This is a genomic window from Oleiharenicola lentus (assembly GCF_051660365.1).
Lineage (GTDB): Bacteria > Verrucomicrobiota > Verrucomicrobiia > Opitutales > Opitutaceae > Lacunisphaera > Lacunisphaera lenta_A.
In genome coordinates this window covers 1,099,667-1,116,950 of the sequence record NZ_JBOZXB010000001.1, presented here as the reverse complement: position 1 = coordinate 1,116,950, position 17,284 = coordinate 1,099,667, and the positions used below count along the sequence as shown (strand labels likewise).

General features: G+C 62.1%; 5 protein-coding genes. 2 read left to right on the top strand and 3 right to left on the bottom strand.

Features of this window, described 5'->3' with window-relative positions; translation table 11 throughout:
- Positions 1-18: 18 nt before the first annotated feature.
- Positions 19-660, bottom strand: coding sequence for a 3-keto-disaccharide hydrolase (locus tag ACRRQW_RS04025; protein WP_438479971.1), 642 nt, complete (start codon positions 658-660; stop codon positions 19-21).
- Positions 661-854: 194 nt separating this feature from the next.
- Here ACRRQW_RS04025 and ACRRQW_RS04020 point away from each other — a divergent pair, with 194 nt between their 5' ends.
- Positions 855-1,826 carry a glycoside hydrolase family 43 protein gene (locus ACRRQW_RS04020; RefSeq protein WP_438479970.1) on the top strand — a complete coding sequence of 324 codons (972 nt, stop codon included), beginning with the start codon at positions 855-857 and terminating at the stop codon, positions 1,824-1,826.
- Between the two features lie 149 nt (positions 1,827-1,975).
- On the opposite strand, the gene ACRRQW_RS04015 is transcribed toward ACRRQW_RS04020, so the two are convergent.
- Positions 1,976-3,067 (bottom strand): PEP-CTERM sorting domain-containing protein, encoded by a 1,092-nt coding sequence (locus ACRRQW_RS04015; RefSeq protein ID WP_438479969.1) that lies wholly within the window; start codon positions 3,065-3,067, stop codon positions 1,976-1,978.
- A gap of 277 nt (positions 3,068-3,344) precedes the next feature.
- Between ACRRQW_RS04015 and ACRRQW_RS04010 the strand changes: the two genes are divergently transcribed.
- Entirely contained in the window at positions 3,345-3,695 is a 351-nt protein-coding gene (locus tag ACRRQW_RS04010) for a hypothetical protein (RefSeq protein ID WP_438479968.1), read from the top strand.
- Positions 3,696-3,861: 166 nt separating this feature from the next.
- On the opposite strand, the gene ACRRQW_RS04005 is transcribed toward ACRRQW_RS04010, so the two are convergent.
- Positions 3,862-17,178 carry a pentapeptide repeat-containing protein gene (locus ACRRQW_RS04005; protein ID WP_438479967.1) on the bottom strand — a complete coding sequence of 4,439 codons (13,317 nt, stop codon included), beginning with the start codon at positions 17,176-17,178 and terminating at the stop codon, positions 3,862-3,864.
- Positions 17,179-17,284 lie beyond the last annotated feature (106 nt).

Sequence of the window (17,284 nt, the reverse complement as noted above, 5' to 3'; positions counted from 1 at the left end):
GCAGGTTGGAGTTTGAAACTACTTGATCGATTCGATCGTGATATTGCGGAGTTCGAACGTGGCTCCCTCGAATTGAAAACCGATTTTACCGCGACGCGACGACGTGCCGGTGACCTTGTTTTGCGCAACGCCGTTGATGGAAACTTCAATCGTGTCGCCGCGACAAACGATGTCGCACGTGTTCCATTGGCCGGCGGGTTTCTCGCTGTCGGCGGCGAGGCGCGCGCGAATCTGCGGGCTTGTCCCGGGCGCACTCGTTAACGGCTCGACAAACGTCGCGCCCGCCATCGGCAGTAAATCGCCAGTGGACTGGTGCTTGGTCTGAATTTGAAAGCACTCGGGCCAAGCGCGATCTTTCGGACCGGAAGTGATGTGCACGAGCACGCCGCCATTGCCGGGTTTTTCCGGCCAGCGCCACTCGGCATGCAGACGGTAGTTTTCAAAGGTGTCTTTGGTCGCGAGGTAGCCAGTGGGTTTGCCGGCGGCGCGCACGATACCATCGGAAGTGAAGGCGCACACGGTCGAGATTTCGGTCGCGGGCGTGGCGATAAATTCCCACCCGGCGAAATCGCTTTGCGCGAGCTGTGGAATCGCGGGCGCGGCGGCGAAGCTGGTGAAAAGCGCGAAAAGCAAAACGGCGACCAGGGTAAGGAAACGCATCGAGGATCAGTAACAGATTTGCGCGACAGCGGGAGACATAAATTGCGGCAACCAGCGGCGCGCCCCGCCAAACCCGTTTGTCATATATTATATGACAAACGGATTGGGGCCGATGGACTTTGAAAAGGAGTGTGCGCGAACCGTAAGAAGGAAGCGGACTTGTGATGGGCGCGCGCGGTGACAGCGTGGCGTGCATGAGACCCCTTACCCTGATTCGGCTTGGTGTGATTTTTTGCGTAAGCAGCGTGTGTGGATTCGCGATGGCGAAGCCGGCCGGAGACGAGGTGTTTTTGTTCAGCTATTTCATTCGCAACGGTGAAGATGGACTGCATCTCGCAACCAGCGAAGACGGGTTGAAATGGACCGCATTGCGCGACGGCGCGTCGTTTCTTACGCCTGTCGTGGGTGAAAATAAATTGATGCGCGATCCGTGCATCTTGCGCGGGCCGGATGGAGTCTATCGCATGGTGTGGACCACGTCGTGGACGGGCACGACGATTGGCTATGCGAGTTCGAAAGACCTGAAAACGTGGTCGGAGCAAAAAGCACTCCCGGTGATGGCGCACGAGCCGACGACCGCGAACTGCTGGGCGCCGGAACTGGTGTGGGACGACGCGAAGCAACACTACGTGATCTTCTGGTCGTCGACGGTGCCGGGAAAGTTTTTGGTGCCCGACGAAACGGAGCGCAAGGATGCAGCCTCGGGAAAACCGCCGCGCAATCATCGGCTGTATGCGACGACGACGAAGGATTTCGAAACCTTTACGCCGACGCGCCTGCTTTATGAGCCGGGCATCAATGTGATCGACGAGACGATGGTGCGCGACGGGAAGGATTGGGTGATGTTTGCGAAAAACGAGACGGAGATTCCTGCCGCAGCGAAAAATATTTACGTCGTGCGGGGCTCGTCGCCTGAAGGCCCGTGGACGAAGCCGAGCGCGCCGTTGCCGCCGGCGGGCGTGTGGGTGGAAGGTGCAACGGCGATCAAGATCGGCAAGTGGTGGCACCTGTATTTCGACAAATACCGCGATCACCAATACGGCGTGATTCGCTCTAAGGATTTGGCGAATTGGGAAGACATCAGCGAGCAACTCATCGTGCCGAAAGGCATTCGTCACGGCACGGTGCTGCGCGTGCCACGAGCGCTGATTGAAGCGCTGAAATAAACTTTATCTGGAACTCAGGAAATCAGGAATCGACCTCCGCTGATCTGAATTTTCGTGATCGTCCGAGTTCCTGATAACAAATTTCCGCCTCCGCGATTCGGGCGTTTCACAGCGAATGCTTTCTTCGGCTTCGATCGTGTTACGATGGTTTAGCCGCGGCGTTTGCGCCAGACCGCCAGACCGAGGGCGCAGACTCCGGCGAGCGCCGCGTAAGTGGACGGTTCGGGGATGGCGCTGGCGGCGCTGAGGATGAAGCCGCGTTGGCGTCCGTCGTAGGTGCCATAGCCCACGATTTGTCCGAGGTCGTTAATGCCGAGCGCCTCGGTCAACACCCAGCCGCTGAGCGGATCAATTTTCGTGTTGAGATCGATGACGCTGCCGCCGCTGAACATTACGGCGTGGAACGTCGCATTGCCGGCGGTCGTCGCGCTGCCGACGATCTGGCCGCTGTTGTTAATGTCGAAGGCGTTGCTTTGCGTGCCGGCGAGCACGCCGAGATCGATGATTTGTTCGCCGTTAAAAAGGAACGCGTGCTGCTGCGCGCCACCCGCCGTGTAAGCCTGGCCGACGACGTGGCCGGCGTTGTTGATTGCGTTGCCGAAACTGAACGTGCCGCCGGGCAGCGCCAGTTGAATCAAGGTGCCATTCGTTTGTCGGAGGAACGCGCGTTGCAGGGTGTCGCCGGTGATGTCGGAAGTTCCGACGATTTGGCCGGAGTCATTGATGTCGTTCGCCACGTTGCCCGAGCCGCCGAGGGTGGCGAGGGGCGTCATCACGCCGCCGGAGTAGAGGAAAGCACGGCGCGTGAAATTATTGGCGAGGTGAGCGTTGCCGACGATCTGGCCCGCGGTGTTGATCGCGAGCGCGTAGCTGCTGTTGCCGCCGCCGGACAAAGTGCCGAGATCCGTTTTAACGCCACCGGAATAGAGGAAGGCGTGGTCGTAGCTGGGTGAACCGGCGATCGAAGCGTAACCGACGACTTGGCCCGACGCGTTGATGTCATTGGCGAAACTGCGCGGACCGCCAAACGTGCCGAGATCGGTCTTCACGCCGTTTTGATAGAGAATCGCGTGCGACGAGCCGCCGTTGACCGCATATCCGGCGACCTGGCCGGCATTGTTGATCGCGTTGGCGTTGCTCAGGTTGCCCGGTGCCGGCGCGTTGCTGAACAACCCAATGTCGGTGATCGTATAAACGATTTGGGCCCGCGCGCTGGCGAGGGACAAAATCAGGCTGCTCATGAAAACGGCGGAGCGGAAAATTAAGCGCATGAAACGACTACTCACCGCGCCGGGCGCGCATCGAAGCAACGTGCAAACCTTGGCCTACGTAGAACTGCGTAGGCATGAAAATTCAGGCGAACTCCAGCAGGCAGGGTGCGCTTGGATTTATTTCCCAAGCCCAAGGGACGAACGGCGCTGAAAATTCAGCGAGTAGAAGCAATTGCCCCGCTAAAGCACGGTTTCGCCCCAAGACGATTTACCGGTGAGAAGTGGAGCAGTAAATCTCTGGCAACACATGCAGAAAACTTTCCGCGAACTCTACTGCGAACGTCACCACTTGCCGCTCGAGAAATTCGAGCGCGTGCTCGTGGCCCGCAGCTTAAGCTGGCAAGCGAAACCATTCTGGTGGCTGCTCGGATTGAATGACGATTACACGTCTGCCGATCGTGAATTTGTGCGGAGCGTGGGCGGACTGCGCAAACGCCGTGATTTCCGGAACGAAGTGTTCGAGTTTCACAATGAACCGTCGAATCGGCGTTTCTTTTTGCGTCGCGTGTTGGGCATGCGGGTGTCGGGTGAAAAACTGCAAAAAATCTTCGAGCAGGAAATGACGGCGGGCGAATCGACTCCGCCGATGTCGCTCTGAGTGAGGAAGTGCGGGATCCGAATTTTTTTGGACCCGATCCAGAGTCATGCGGAAATCAGGAACTCAGGAAAAGACGGCAAAGGCGGATCGATGCCTGATTTCGTGAGTTCCAGATAAATCTGCAGCTTGGCATGAGCCCCACGTGGCACTTGACACTTAATAGGTGTCAAGTGGCTCGGCGCTTCCGGTAGAGTGCGAGTCCGAGAACCATTGCGCCGAAGAGGGCGGCGTAGGTGGAGGGTTCGGGGATCGCGGACGCGGTGAAGGTGAGGGCGAGGGTGTTGCCGTTCTGACCGACAGACCACCGGCCGCCGGTGAGGTTGTTGTGGAAGAGGTCGGTGTTGACCGAGAAGGCGGCGGCATCGAAGCCGTAAATGCCGCCGGCCGCTTGAGCGAAGGTGTAAGAATAGTTCTGCGTGGCGTTGAAATTCAGCACTTCGCCGGGCGTGTTATCGAGGGTGAGCGATTGCAGGTAGATCGTGAAAGGATTGGCCGACGTCGCGCTGAGCGTGAGGCGGCCGGTTGTGGTAAGGAGATCCCAATTTGTGCCGGCGGTGCCCGTGGCGTGGTTGATTTCCCAGACGGAGAACACGTCCCCGGCCCACGTGACGTTGCCGGTGCTCGCGAGGGTGCCGGGCGACTGGCCGAGGGCCAAGATGCTGCCGCTGGCGAAGTCGAGGTTGCCGTGGATGGTGCCGGAACCGGTGATGACGCCGGCGACGGTGACGTCGGCATGGACGTGGCCGTTGGCGGTGAGCACGCCGGTGTTGGCGATGCTGACGGTGGTGGCGTTGAGCGTGCCGCCTTGTGCGAGATTAAGGGCACCGGCCAGCGCGACGGTGGTGGCGTTAAGAGTGGTTGCTCCGATGTTCAGCAGGCCGGAGCTGGCGATGGTGGTTTGACCGGAGATGGTCGTCGTCGAACTCACGGTGACGACTGCGCCGTCGATCACGGGAAGTGACGGCATCGCCGCCGCGAGCTGCGCCTGGTGAAGATTGGCGCCGGTCAGGGTCGCGCCCGTGAGGGTGGCATTCGTGAGCGTGGCGCCGGTGAGGTTGGCATTCGTGAGATTGGCGCCGGCCAGCGTGGCGGTGTTGAAGTTGGTCGTGGAGAGATTCGCGCTTGTGAGGTTGGTGTTGGCGAAATTGCCGCTCGCGAACACGAGACCGTGGAAATCCGCGCTGCTGAAATCGCTGTTCGAGAAATTCAGTGAACCGATATCCGCCGCCGTGCGGAGTTGTGCGCCGGTGATGTTGCTGCCGCGGAAGTCGACGCTCGCGAGGTTGGCGTTGGTGAAGTTGGTTGAGCTGAGGATAGTCGATTGGAGATTGGCGCTGGCGAGGTTGGCTCCGGTGAAATCCACGCCGGTCAGGTCCGCGCCTTGCAGCGTGTTGCCGGCGAAGTTGGCGCCGGTGACACTGCCGGCGGCGCGAAGTTGCGCGCCGGTGAAACTCACGCCGCGCAAATCGGCGCCGGTTAGGATCGTGCTGGTGAAGGTTGCGCCGGCGACGCTGGCGGCGTTGAGGTTGGCGGTCGTGAAATTGGTGTTGGCCAGATTCGCGGAGGCAAGCGACGCCCCGGAGAAATTCGCACCGGTGAAATTGAGCGCGTTGAGGTCGAAGCCGGTGAGCGTGTTGCCCGCGAGGTTCACGCCGGTGAGTTGACCGGACGCACGGAGTTGGGCGGCGGTGATGCCTTGCGCGGCTTGATCGTTACGCAGATCGGCGTTCGTTAGAATCGTGCCGGTGAGCGTGGCGCTGGTGAAGTTGGCGTTGCGCAGGCTGCTGCCGGAGACGTTGACGGAACTCAGGTTCAAGCCGGAGAGATTGAAGCCGGTGAGGGTGTTGCCCGCGAGATTGGCCCCCGTGAAAGAAGCGACGGAGCGGAGTTGCGCGGAAGAGATGGCGTCGGCAAGCGTGGTGTTGCGGAGGTCGACGCCGGCGAGCGTGGTGCCGGAGAAATCAGCGGTGGTGAGTTTCGTGCCGGCGAGATTGGCACCGGTGAGATCGATGGCAGTGAGGTCGAAGCCACTGAGATTGTTGCCGGAGAGATTCACGCTCGTGACGTTGCCGGCTTCGCGGAATTGCGCGGCGGACATCGCCTGAGCCACGTTGGTGTTGCGCAGATCCGCACCAGAGAAGTTTGCGCCGGTGACGATGGCGTTGGCGAGATTGGCATTTTGCAGGATCGCGCCGGAAAGGTCGGCGTGGTCGAGCCGGACGTCGGAGAAATTCGCGCCGGTGAAGTCGAGGGCGGCGAGCAAGTAGTTCCAGAAATAATTTCCGGAAACGTTGATGCCTTTGACGTTCGCGGCGGAGCGGAGGTTGGCGTCGGTGATGACGTCGCTCGCGCTGCTGCTGCGGAGGTTGGCGTTCGTGAGCGTGGCGCCGGTGAAGTTTACGTTTTCAAACCAATCGGTGTCGGAGAAATTCGCGCTGGTGAGGTTCGCGTTGGTGAAGTCGGTGCCGGACAGCATGCCGCGTCCGAAGATCACGCTGGTGAGGTTCGCGCTCGTGAAGTTGGTGTCGTTGAAACTGCCGAAGCGCAGGCTGAGGCCGCTGAAGTTTTCGCCGGTGTAATCGTTGCCGGAGAAATTGATGCCGCGCGTGTTGTTGGCGCCGCCGCTGGCCGCCTGGCGAAGTTGCGCGACGGTCAGGTTGCTGCCGCGGATGTCGGCGTCGCGCAGGCTGGTGCTGGTGAAATTCGCGGCGGTGACATTGGTCTGCGAGAGGTTGGCGCGCTCGAGGCTCTTGCCGCTGAAATCGTAACCGATGAGCAGGTTGCCGCTCACGTTGATGCCGCTGATAAAGGAGGCGCTGCGGAGTTGGGCGGACGTGATCGCGCGGCTGACGTCGTCGTTGCGCAGGTTGGCGCCGGAGAGATCGGCATTGGAGAGATTGGCGCCGGCGAAGTTAGCGTTCTCGAGGTTCGCCTGGTTGAGCGGCGTGTTGGAAAAATCCAGCCCGGCAAGATTATTGCCCGCGAGGTTGACGCCGGTGATGGAGTTGGCGGAACGCAGTTGGGCGGCGGTAATGGCCTCGGCTTGGTTGGAGTTGCGCAGGTCGGTGTAATCGAGCCGCGCGCCGGAGAAGCTGGCGCCGGCGAGATTCGCGCCTTCGAGGGTGGTGCCGGTGAAGGTGGCGTTGGCGAAGGAAGCGTGGGCGAGGTTGGCGTGGTTGAAATTAATGGAGGTCAGCGTGGTGCCGCTGAAACCGGCGCGGGCGAGGCTGGCGCCGGAGAAGTCGCCGCCGGTGAGATTCACGCCGACGAGGTTGGCGTCCTGGAAGCTCGCGGCGGAGCGGAGTTGCGCAACGGTGATGGACTGGCCGGCGTTGGTGTTGCGGAGGTCGGTGTGGTCGAGCGTGGCACCGGAGAAGTTGGCGCCGGTGACGATGGCGCCGTTGAAACTCACGCCGTTGAGCAACGCGCTGGTGAAATTGGCGTTGGTGACTTGCGCAGACTGGAAGCTGGTGCCGCTGAGGTTCGCGCTGGAAAAGTTGGCGCCCGACAAGTTGGCAACGGTGAAGAAACCGGTTTCAAAACCGAACTTGAAGCCGGCGAAACTGCCGCTGGTAAAGTCCGCGCCGCTGAAGTCGGCATTGCGGACATCGCCGAAATTACGGAGTTGGATGGAATTGAAATTGGCACCGGCGAGGCGCGCGCCGTTGGCGTTGAGGCCGATGACATTGGCGCCGTCCAGATGAACGCCCGAGAGGTTGGCGCCACGGAGGTCGAGGTTGCTCAGATTTGAGCCGATATAATTGGAACCGGAGAGGTTGATGCCGGTGATGCCGTTGGCCGAGCGGAGCTGATCAGGGGAAATGGTCCAGGCGATTGGATCGATGAGATCGGTGCCGCGCGTGTTGGTGAAGTTGGCGCCGGTCAGGATCGCGGAAGTCAGGTCCGTGCCATCGAGCGTGGCGTCGGTGAGGTTGGCACCGGCGAGATTCGCGCTCACCAGATTGCTGCCGCCCAGATTGACGCCGGTGGCCGTGGCACCCGCGAGGTTGACGGACGCGAGGTTGAGATTGGAAAGGTCGCCGCTGAGCGTGTTGCCCGCGAGGTTGACGCCGGCGACGCTGGCCGCGGATTTCAGCTGGTAACTGGTGATGGCTTTGGTGACGTCGGATTGACGCAGGTCGGCGCCGCTGAGGTCGGCGTAAGTGAACCACGTGCCCGTGAGATCGAGGCCGGCGAGGTTGAAACCGGAGAGATTATTTCCTTCGAGGATCGCGTAGTGAAGGTTTGCGGCCGAGCGGAGTTGGGCGTTGGTGATGCCGCCTTGCAGGTTGGTGTGCGTGAGGATGGCGCCGGTGAAATCGGCAGCGGTGAGCGTCGCACCGGCGAGATTGGCGTCGGTCAGATTCAGGCCGCTCAAATTGAAGCCGCTGAGGTCGTTGCCTGCGAGGTTGGCTTCCGTGAGGTTCGCGGCAGAGCGAAGCTGGGCGGAGGAGATGGCGGTCGCGACGTTCGTGTTGCGCAGGTCGACGTGGGTGAGCGTTGCGCCGGTGAGCGTCGCGCCCGTCAGGCTCGCGTTCTGGAGCGTTGCGCCGGCGAGCGTGGTGTTGGTGAGATTGACGCCGATGAGCACCGCCGAAGTCAGCTGGCCGAGAGCAAGGTTGGCCGCAGATAGATTGGCGTTGGTAAGATTGGTGCCGGTGAAATTGGCGGCGCCGAAAGTGAGGCCGCTGAGATTGGCGCCGGTGAGCGTGTTACCGCTCAGGTTGACCCCGGCCACTGATAGCGCGCTCCGGAGCTGAGTGGCGGTGATGGCGTTCGCGGTGGTGTTCTGCAGATTGGCGTTGGTCAGGCGCGTGCCGGTGAAATTAACGCCGGAGACATTCGTGTTCGTGAACTGCGCGCCGCTGAGGTCGAGATTGGTCAGATTGAAATCGGTGAGATCGTTATTTGTGACGTTGATGCTGCGAACGTCGGCGGCGCCGGCGAACTGGGCGGCGGTGAGGGTCGCGCCACGGAGGTCGGCGCTGTTGAGGTTCGTGCCGGCGAGATTGACCGTCGACAGGTTCAGGCTGGTCAGATCGGCGCCCGTGTAATTATTGCCCGCGAGATTCGCGCCAGTGATCGAGGTGGCGGAGCGGAGTTGCGCGCCGGTGATGGTCTGAACGGAGTCAGTGTTGCGGAGATCGGCGCCGGTGAGAGTGGCGTTCGTGAACGTGGCGCCGTCGAGGCTGGCGTTGCGGAGATTGGCGCCGGTGAAATTGGTGCCGTCGGCGTAGGCGTTGAGGAGGCTGGCGCCGCTGAGGTCGGCGTTGGTGAGGTTGGTGTTGATCAGGATGCCCGTGGCGAGATTCGAACCGACGAACTTCGCGCCGGTGAAATTGCGGGTCGAAAGATCGGCGCCGGTAAGCGTGTTACCCGAAAGATTTACCCCCGTGAGGCCGTTGGCGGAAAGCAGTTGGGCGACAGAGATCGCTTCGGCGGAGTCGGCGTTGCGGAGATCGGCGTTGGTGAGAGTGGTGCCGGCGAAATCAGCGGTCGCGACGTTGGAGTTGGCGAGCGACGCGCCAGTCAGGTTGAGGGCGGAGAGATCGCGACCGTAGAGATTGTTGCCGCTCAGGTTGACGCCGGTGAGGCTGGCGGCGGCGTGGAGATGTTCGTCCCAGAGCAGAACGCCGCTGAGGTTGGCGTTGGTGAGAATGGCGCCGTCGAGAATCGTGAGGTTGTCGAACGAGGCGGTGCGCAAATCGGTGCCGGTGAAATCGACATTGGTCAGATTGACGCCGCCGAAGCGGGTGCCGCGCAGATCGATGCCGGAGAGATCGAACCCGGTGAAGTCGCCGCCGAAGAGATTGACGCCGGCGAGGCTGGTGTTGCCGCTGAACTGGCGGAAGAGCGTGGCGTTGAGCGTGGCGCCGGCGAGGTTGACGTCGGTCAGGATCGAGCCGGTGAGGTTGAACGTCTGTAGGTTCAGGCCGCTTAGGTCGAACCCGGTGAGATCGTTACCCGCGAGATTGATGGAAGAAAGATTCAGTCCCGAGCGCAGTTGCGTGGAGGTGATGGCGGTCAGCGGATCGCTGTTGCGGAAATCGGCGAAGTTAAGCGCGGACCCGGTGAAGTTCACGCCCGTGAGGATCGCGTCCTGGAATTTCGCGCCGGCGAGGTTGAGGCCGGAAAGGTTGAAATTCGTGAGATCATTGCCCGCGAGACCGAGGCCGGTGATCGCGGCGGCGCTGCGAATCTGAGCGTTGCTGATCGAAGCTCCGTTGAAGTTGGTGTTGGTCAGTGTGGCGTTGGTGAAATTTGTGGAAGCGACGTTGGCCCCGCTGAGGTTGGTGTTAGAGAGATTGCCACCGGTGTAGTTGTTGCCAGCGAGATTGACGCCGGTGACGTTCGCGGCGGAACGGAGTTGGTCGGCGCTGATGTGGTGACCGCTGACGCCGCGCAAGTCGGAGCCGGCGAGATTGGCGCTGGTGAAGGTGACGTTGCTGACGTTGGCGTTGTGGAAATTTGAACCGCTGACATTGACGCGCGTGAGATTCAGGCCGGTGAGAACGTCGGAAGTAAAATCGCGGGCGCCGAGGTTGACCCCTTGCATGCTGGCGAGCGTCACGAGTTGGGAAATGGTGATGCCGGTGCCGGCTGTGTTGGTGAGATTGGCGTCGTCGAAATTCGCGTCGGTCACGTCCACGCCGGTGAGATTGGCGTTGCTGAAATCGGCGCCGGTGAAGTTGCGCTCGAGGAAATATAATCCCCGCAGATCCACGCCGCTCAAACCGATGCCGCGCAGGTCGGTGAAGTGATTGAATTGCGCCGCCGTGAACGAGGCGCCGCTTAGATTGGTGTTGCGGAAACTGGCGGCAGTGAAGGTCGCGCCGACGAGATTTGCGCCGCGGAGGTCGAGACCGCTGAGTTCAGCGTTGCCGTAGCTGTTGCCGCTCAGGTTGACGTTGCGCACGTCGGCGGCTTGGGCGAGTTGGTGGCCGTAGATGCCGCTGGAGGAAAGATCGGCACCGTTGAGGTTCGCGCCCGCGAACGTGGCTTGATCGACCGAGGCGTCGCGCAGATTCGCACCGGAGAGATTGGCGTTGGTCAGCGTGGCGAAATTCAAAATGGCGTCGAAGAGATTGGCGTTGGAGAAATTCGTGCCGGTGAGATTGGTCGCGTTGAGCGTGGTGCGGTTGAGCTGCGCTCCGGTGAAGTTTACTCCGCTCAAATCCGAATTTCCGAGGAAGGTGTCGCCGATGCTGATGCCGCGGACATCGGCGGCGGCGCGCAGCTGCGTGGCGTTGATGCCGGCGCTTTGAACGTTGGCGTTGCGCAGGGAGGCACCGGTGAACGTGGTGCCGGCAAGGTCGGCGCTCGTGAGATTGGCGCCGGTGAGGTCGGCGTTGGTGAGATTGGTGCCAGCGAGTTTGGCGGATTGCAGCGTGACGTTGGCGAGCGTCGCGCCCGTGAGGTTGAGGCCGTCGAGGCGCGTGCGCGTGAGGTTGGTGTCGGCGAGACTTGTTCCCGAGACGGCTTGCGCGGCGTTACTGGTGCGCAGATCGGCGTCGGTGAGATTTACGCCGGTAAACGTGGTGCCGGTGAGATTGGCCGAGTTGAGGTTGGCGTTGGCGAAATTGGCGCCGCTGAAATTTACGCCGTGCAGGTCGGTCGAGGAGAAATCGTGGCCGGAGAGATTCGCGCCGGTGACGGCGGAGGCGCCGCGGAGTTGGGCGTCGGTGATGGGGTTGAGCGTGAAGACTCCTTTGCGCAGATCGGCGTTGCTCAAATTGGCGCCGGTGAGGTTGAAGGTGCCGAGGTTGAGTTCGGCGAGGTCACGTCCCGTGAGATTGTCGCCCGCGAAGTTCAGGCCAGTGGCATAGTAAGCCGAGCGGAGCTGGGCGCCGGTGATGTTGCTGCCGCGGAGATCGTTGTTGGAGAGGTAGGCGTGGGTGAAATTCGCGCCGGTGAGATTCGTGTTGCTCAGGTTGACCTGGTTGAGCGCCACGCCCTCGGTGAGGTTGGCCGCGGTGGTGGAGAAATCGTAGCCCGACAAATTGGCGCCGGAGAGATTCGCGCCGGCGATCGAAAACGCACCGCGGAACTGGGCGGCGGTGAGCTGGCTGCCGCGTAGATCGGCGTTGTTCAGTCGTGCGCCGGCGAGATTGGCGAAGCGCAAGTCGACGCCGCGGAGGTCGGCGTCGGTCAGGATGGTCTGGCTGAGATTGGCGGCACCGAAGATCGCACCCTGCAGGTTCACGCCCAGGAGGTTGCCGTTGGCGAGGTCGTTGCCCTCGAGATTGACGTTTTGAATGTCGGCGGCGGAGCGGAGCTGGTCGGCGCGGATGGCGCCGGTGGGATTGTTATTACGGAGGTCGGCGCCGTTGAGATTCGCGCCCGTGAAGTTTGCGGTAAAGACGGAGGCGTTCTGCAAGTTGGCGTTGGCGAGGTTGGCGTTGACCAGAACGATATTGAAGATGGCGCCGAAGAAATTGGACCCGGAGAGGTTCGCGCCCGTGAGATTCAGCGCATCATTGAAAGGCGGAGCGTAGGGGCTGGTGAAATTTGCGCCGAGGAAGCTGTTGCCCGCCAGGTTGATGCCCTGGACGTTGGCGGCGTCGTAAAGCTGGGCGACCGCGATGGCGTGGGCGGTGGTGGCGTTGCGCAGGTCGGCGTTGGAGAGATTGGCGCCGGTGAAGACCGCGGTGGAGACGTCGGTGTCCCGGAGGTTGGTGCCGACGAGAGCGGCGTTGGTGAAGACGGTGTCGTCGACGTCGGCCTGGGAGAGATTGGCCCCGCTGAAGCTGGAGCCAGTCAGGTCGAGGCCGGCGAGGTTGTCCCCGGAGTAGTCGTTGCCACGGAACTGTGTGCCGGTGAGATCGGCGGCGGAGCGGATCTGGTCGATGGTGATCGCCGTGGCGGTGTTGGCATTGGAGAGATCGGCGTTGTGGAGATTCGCGCCGGTGAAGTCGGTGCCGGTGACATCCGCGTCGGCCATGCGCACGCCGACCAAGGCGAGGTGGGAGAAATCGAAGTTAGTGAGATCGTTGCCGTTCAGGTTGACGCCGGTGCGATTCGCGGCGGAGCGCAGCTGGGTGTCGGTGATGGCGTCGGCGCGACTCGTGTGGCGGAAATCCGCGTTGGTGAGGTTGGCGTTGGTGAGGGTGGTATCTACGACGCTCGCCTGCGACACGTCGGCGTTGGTGAGGTTGGCGCCGGTGAAGTTGGTGCGGGCGGCGTTAGCGCCGGCGAGGTTGGTGCCGATCAAATGAGTGGAGGAGAAATCCATGTCGGTGATGTCCGCGCCGGCGTAGGTATTTCCGGAGAAGTCCGCGCTGGTGAAACCGGCGCTGGCGCGCAGTTGCGCGATGGAAACGGTCTGGGCAGTGTTGGGGTTGCGCAGGTCGGCGCCGATCAGCGTTGTGCCGGTGAGATTCGCGCCGGTGAGGTTGGTTTGATTGAAATAGGCGTAGGCCAGATTGAGGCCCGAGAGGTTGGCATTCGTGAGGGTGCGGCCGTTGAGGTTGACGTTGAGGACGCTCGCGGCGGAACGGATCTGGGCGACGGAGACGGCGTGGGCTTCGTTGTCGCCGCGCAGGTCGGCGCCGCTGAGGTTGCTGCCGGTGAAGTTGGCCCCGGTCGCGTTGGCGTTGGCGAAGCGTGCGGTGGTGAGGTTGCTGGTGGCGAAATTGACTCCGCTCAGGTTCGCGCTCGAGAAGTTCACGCCGGTCAGGTCGTAAGCGGACAGATTGTTGCCGGAGAAATTGGCGCCGGTGACGTTGGCGACGCTGCGCAGTTGGTCGCCGTTGAGGCCGCGCGCACGGTCGATGGTGCGGAGATCGGCGTTGCTGAAGTTGGCGCCGGTGACGTGGGCGCCGTTGAAATTGACGTGAGCGAGGTTGGCGCCCGAGAGATTGAGATTCGTGAGATTGGTTCCGGCGAGGTCGTTGCCGGTGAGATTGACGTTGCGGATGTCGGCGGCGGAACGGAGCTGGTCGGCGGTGATCGCGCGGGCGGCGACGCCGTTGACGAGATTGGCGCCGTTGAAATTCGCGCCGGTGAAGTCGAGGCCCGCGAGCCAGTAGCCCGAGAGATTGTTGCCCGCGAGGTTGACGCTGCGGACGTTGCCCGCCGCGCGCAGTTGGGCGACGCTGATGGCTTCCGCCGTGTTGGTATTACGCAGGTCCGCGCCCTGGAAATTCGCGGCGGCGAAATTGAGGCCGCTCAGGTCGAAGCCGTTCAGGCTGTTGCCCGCGAGATTGATGTTCTGAAGATTGGCGGCGGCGCGGAGCTGGGCGTTGGCGAGGGTCTGCGTGTCGCCGCTGGTGAGGCTGAAATTGGCGGAGGAAAGATTCGCGGCGGTGAAATTTGTGCCGGTGACATTGGCGGTGCGGAAATCGGCGCCGGAGAAATTGACCCCGTGAACGTCGAAACCGCTGAGATTGTTGCCGCGGAGGTCGACGCCGGTGACGTTGGCGGCGGCGCGGAGTTGGGTGTCGGCAATCGCCTGAGCGACATCGGCGTTGCTGAGATTGGCGCTAGCGAGATTGGCGGAAGCGAAGTTGGCGCCCGTGAGGGTGGTGGTGCGGAAATCGGCGCCGGTGAAGTTGACGCCGTGGACGTCGAAACCGGCGAGGTTGTTGCCGCGGAGGTCGGCGCTCGCGGCGGTGGCGGCGCTGCGGAGCTGGTCGGCGGAGATCGCCTGCGCGACGTTGGCGTTGCGGAGATCGGCGCCGGTAAGGTTGGCGCCGGTGAGATTGGCGGAGGTCAGCGTAGCGCCGCCGAGTTTGACCTGGGTGAGGTTGGTGTTGGTGAGATCGTAGCTGCTGAGATTGTTGCCGGAAAGATTCGCGCCCTGCAGGCTGCCGGCGGAACGCAGCTGCGCGGCCGAGATGGCCTCGGTGACGCTGGGGTTGCGGAGGTCGGCGCTGGTGAGGGTGGCGCCGGTGAAGTTGACGTTGCGGAGGTCGGTGTCGTTGAACTTCACCTGGGCCAGCGCCAGGTTGGAGAGATCGAAGCCGGAGAGATTGTTGCCGGAAAGGTTGATGCCCGTGCGGTTGCCGGCGTGGCGGAGCTGCGCGGCGGTGATGGCCTGGGTGGCGTCCGCGTTGCGGAGGTCGGCGTTGGTGAGGTTCGCGCCTTGGAACATTCGCTCGAGGAAGAATGTGTTGTTGGCAGGATTGGCATCGATGACCGTGCCGGCGGCGTTGAGGATGGCGCCGTTGAGATTGAGGCTGACGAGGTTCGCGTTGCGGAAATCAGCGCCGGCGAGGTTGGCGTTCGAGAGATTGCCGTTGGTGAGCGTCGCGCCGTTGAAGGTGGTGCGCAGCGTGCTGGCGGTGAAGACGCCCAAGTCGACGCCGTGCAAGTCGAGGCCGGCGAGCGTGGCGCCAGCGTAATTCAGGCCGCGGGAGCCGCCGCTCGCGAGCAGCTGGGCGCGGGTGAGGGTGCTGCCGGCGAGGGCTGCGCCGTTGAAGGTCGTGGTGGCGGTGATGGTGGCACCGGTGAAGTCGGTGTTGGCGAGGATGGCGCGGTTGAAGTTAACGCCGGTCACGTCGAGGTTGGAAAAATTGTGGTTGGCGAGCGTGCTGCCGACGAACTGCGCACCGGTGAAGCCGGCGGACGCGCGGAGTTCGGCAGTGCCGATGCTGGCGCCAGAGAGGTTGGCGTTGGTGAAGATCGTGCCGGTGGTCGTGGCCCCCACGAAGTCGGTGCTGCGCAGGTTGGCACCGATGAACGTGGCGTTGGTGAGGTTGGCGCCGCCGAACCTGGCGCCCCACTGGGGTTCCAGGCCGCCGCTGCTTGGGCCGAAGTTCAGTCCGGCGAAATCGGCGCCCGTGAAGTTCAGGCCGCCGAGACTGACCGAAGTGATGGCGGCGGCGGAGCGGAGTTGCGCGACGCTGATCGGGGTGGCGCCGTTGGCAGCGGCGTTCTGTCCGAGGTTGGCGCCCGCGAGATTTACCCCGGTAAAGTTGGCGCCGGCGAAGTTGGCGTTGAGGAGGTTGGTGCGGATGAACTGGCCGTCGGTGAAGTTCGCGTTGGCGAGATTGGCGCGCGTCATGTCGGCGTCGTCGAAGGCGACCCGCGAGAGATGGGCGTCGGTGAAGTTGGCGCCGATCAGGTTGGAAGAAATGAACATGGCGGCGACGCCGTGAGCACCGGAGAAGTTGGTGTTGGTGAGCAGCGAGTAGTTTAACTGCGCGGTGTCGAGTGTCGTGCGCTGCAGGGTCGTCGCGCGGAAGTCGGAGTAGTTGAACTGGACGGACGTCAGGTTGGCGTCGTTGAAGTTGGAACTGGTGAACTCCATGAACACGGGATCGGCTTCGGTGCCGGTATAAAGATAACCGCCCACGGCGCCGGTCAGGTCGGCACCGGAGAAATTCGCGCCCAGCGAACGCATCGAGGCGAGGAAAGCCTGCGTGAGATCGCGACCGGCGAGGTTAAGGCCGTTCCAATTGCCGTAGGTGACGTTGTCGACGCGGTTACCCATGGCGCCGATTTGGACGCCGACGAGCGTGCCGGCGGATTGGAGCTGCTCTTTGGTGAGCGTGCTCATCGTGAAATCGGTGCGGGTCAGATTCGCGCCGTTGAACTGCGCGTTTTCGATGATCACGCCGGCGAGATTCATCGAGCTGAGGTCGGCGTTGCGGAAATCATAGTTGCTGAAGTTCGCGTAGGTGAGAGAGGCGGCCTGGCGGAGTTGGGCGAGGGTGATGGTGGTGCCGCGCATGTCCGCGCGGGAAAGATTGGCACCGGCGAGGAGCGTGCCTGACAAGTTGGCCTGGCGGAAGTTGGCACCGGTGAAATTCATATTGCGGAAGTCGCGGTTCTGCAGGTCGGTCTGGAACCAGTTGGTCCCCGCCAGTGTGAAGGCGGAGGCCATTTGTTGGTCGGTGATGTCCGTGTTGCGCAGGTCGGCGTTGGTGAGATTGGCGCCGTCGAAACGCGCATGCTGGAAGACGCCGAGGTTGTCGTTGAATTCCGCGCCGAAGAAACTGGTCTGGGTGAGATCGGAGTTGCTGAAGTCGGTGCCCCACAAAGTGGCGTAGGCAAAGTTTGCTTTGCGCACGTCCGCACTGGTCATGAACGACATGGTGAGGTTGGCGCGGTAGAAGTTGGTTTCCTGCAGATTGGCGAAGGAGAAATCGGAAAAGAGACTGGCGTTGACGCCCAGGAAAGTGGCTTTGTTGAGCGTGGCTCCACGCCAATCTGTGCCCATTAATTCCGAGCCGGAAAAGTTGATGCCGGAGAAATTGCTCCCGCGAAAATCAGACTGCGTGAGGCGCACGCGGAAGACCTCTCGAATCATCGGGTAGGTGGCGACGTAGTTGTAGTTCTGGTAATTCTGTCCGAAATAAGCGATCGGCAGCGGGTTCTTCGGAAACATGTTCGTGATAAAGATCACGCCGTTCGACGAGAACGGGATTTGGTTTCCCAGATTGTCGACGTGCACGTAGCCGGTGAGCGGCGCGGTGAGCGCGACGAGGGCGAGCAGGCTGACGCGAAGCGGGTGACGGAGAAACCAGGCGGATGTCTTCATGGGTGCGCGGAAAGGATCGGGCGTGGTTTTCGCAAATGGCTGGCCGCACGACAAAAAATCAAAACCCGTAGAACTACGGGGGCGCGCTCCCGGGGGCTTGCTTTGC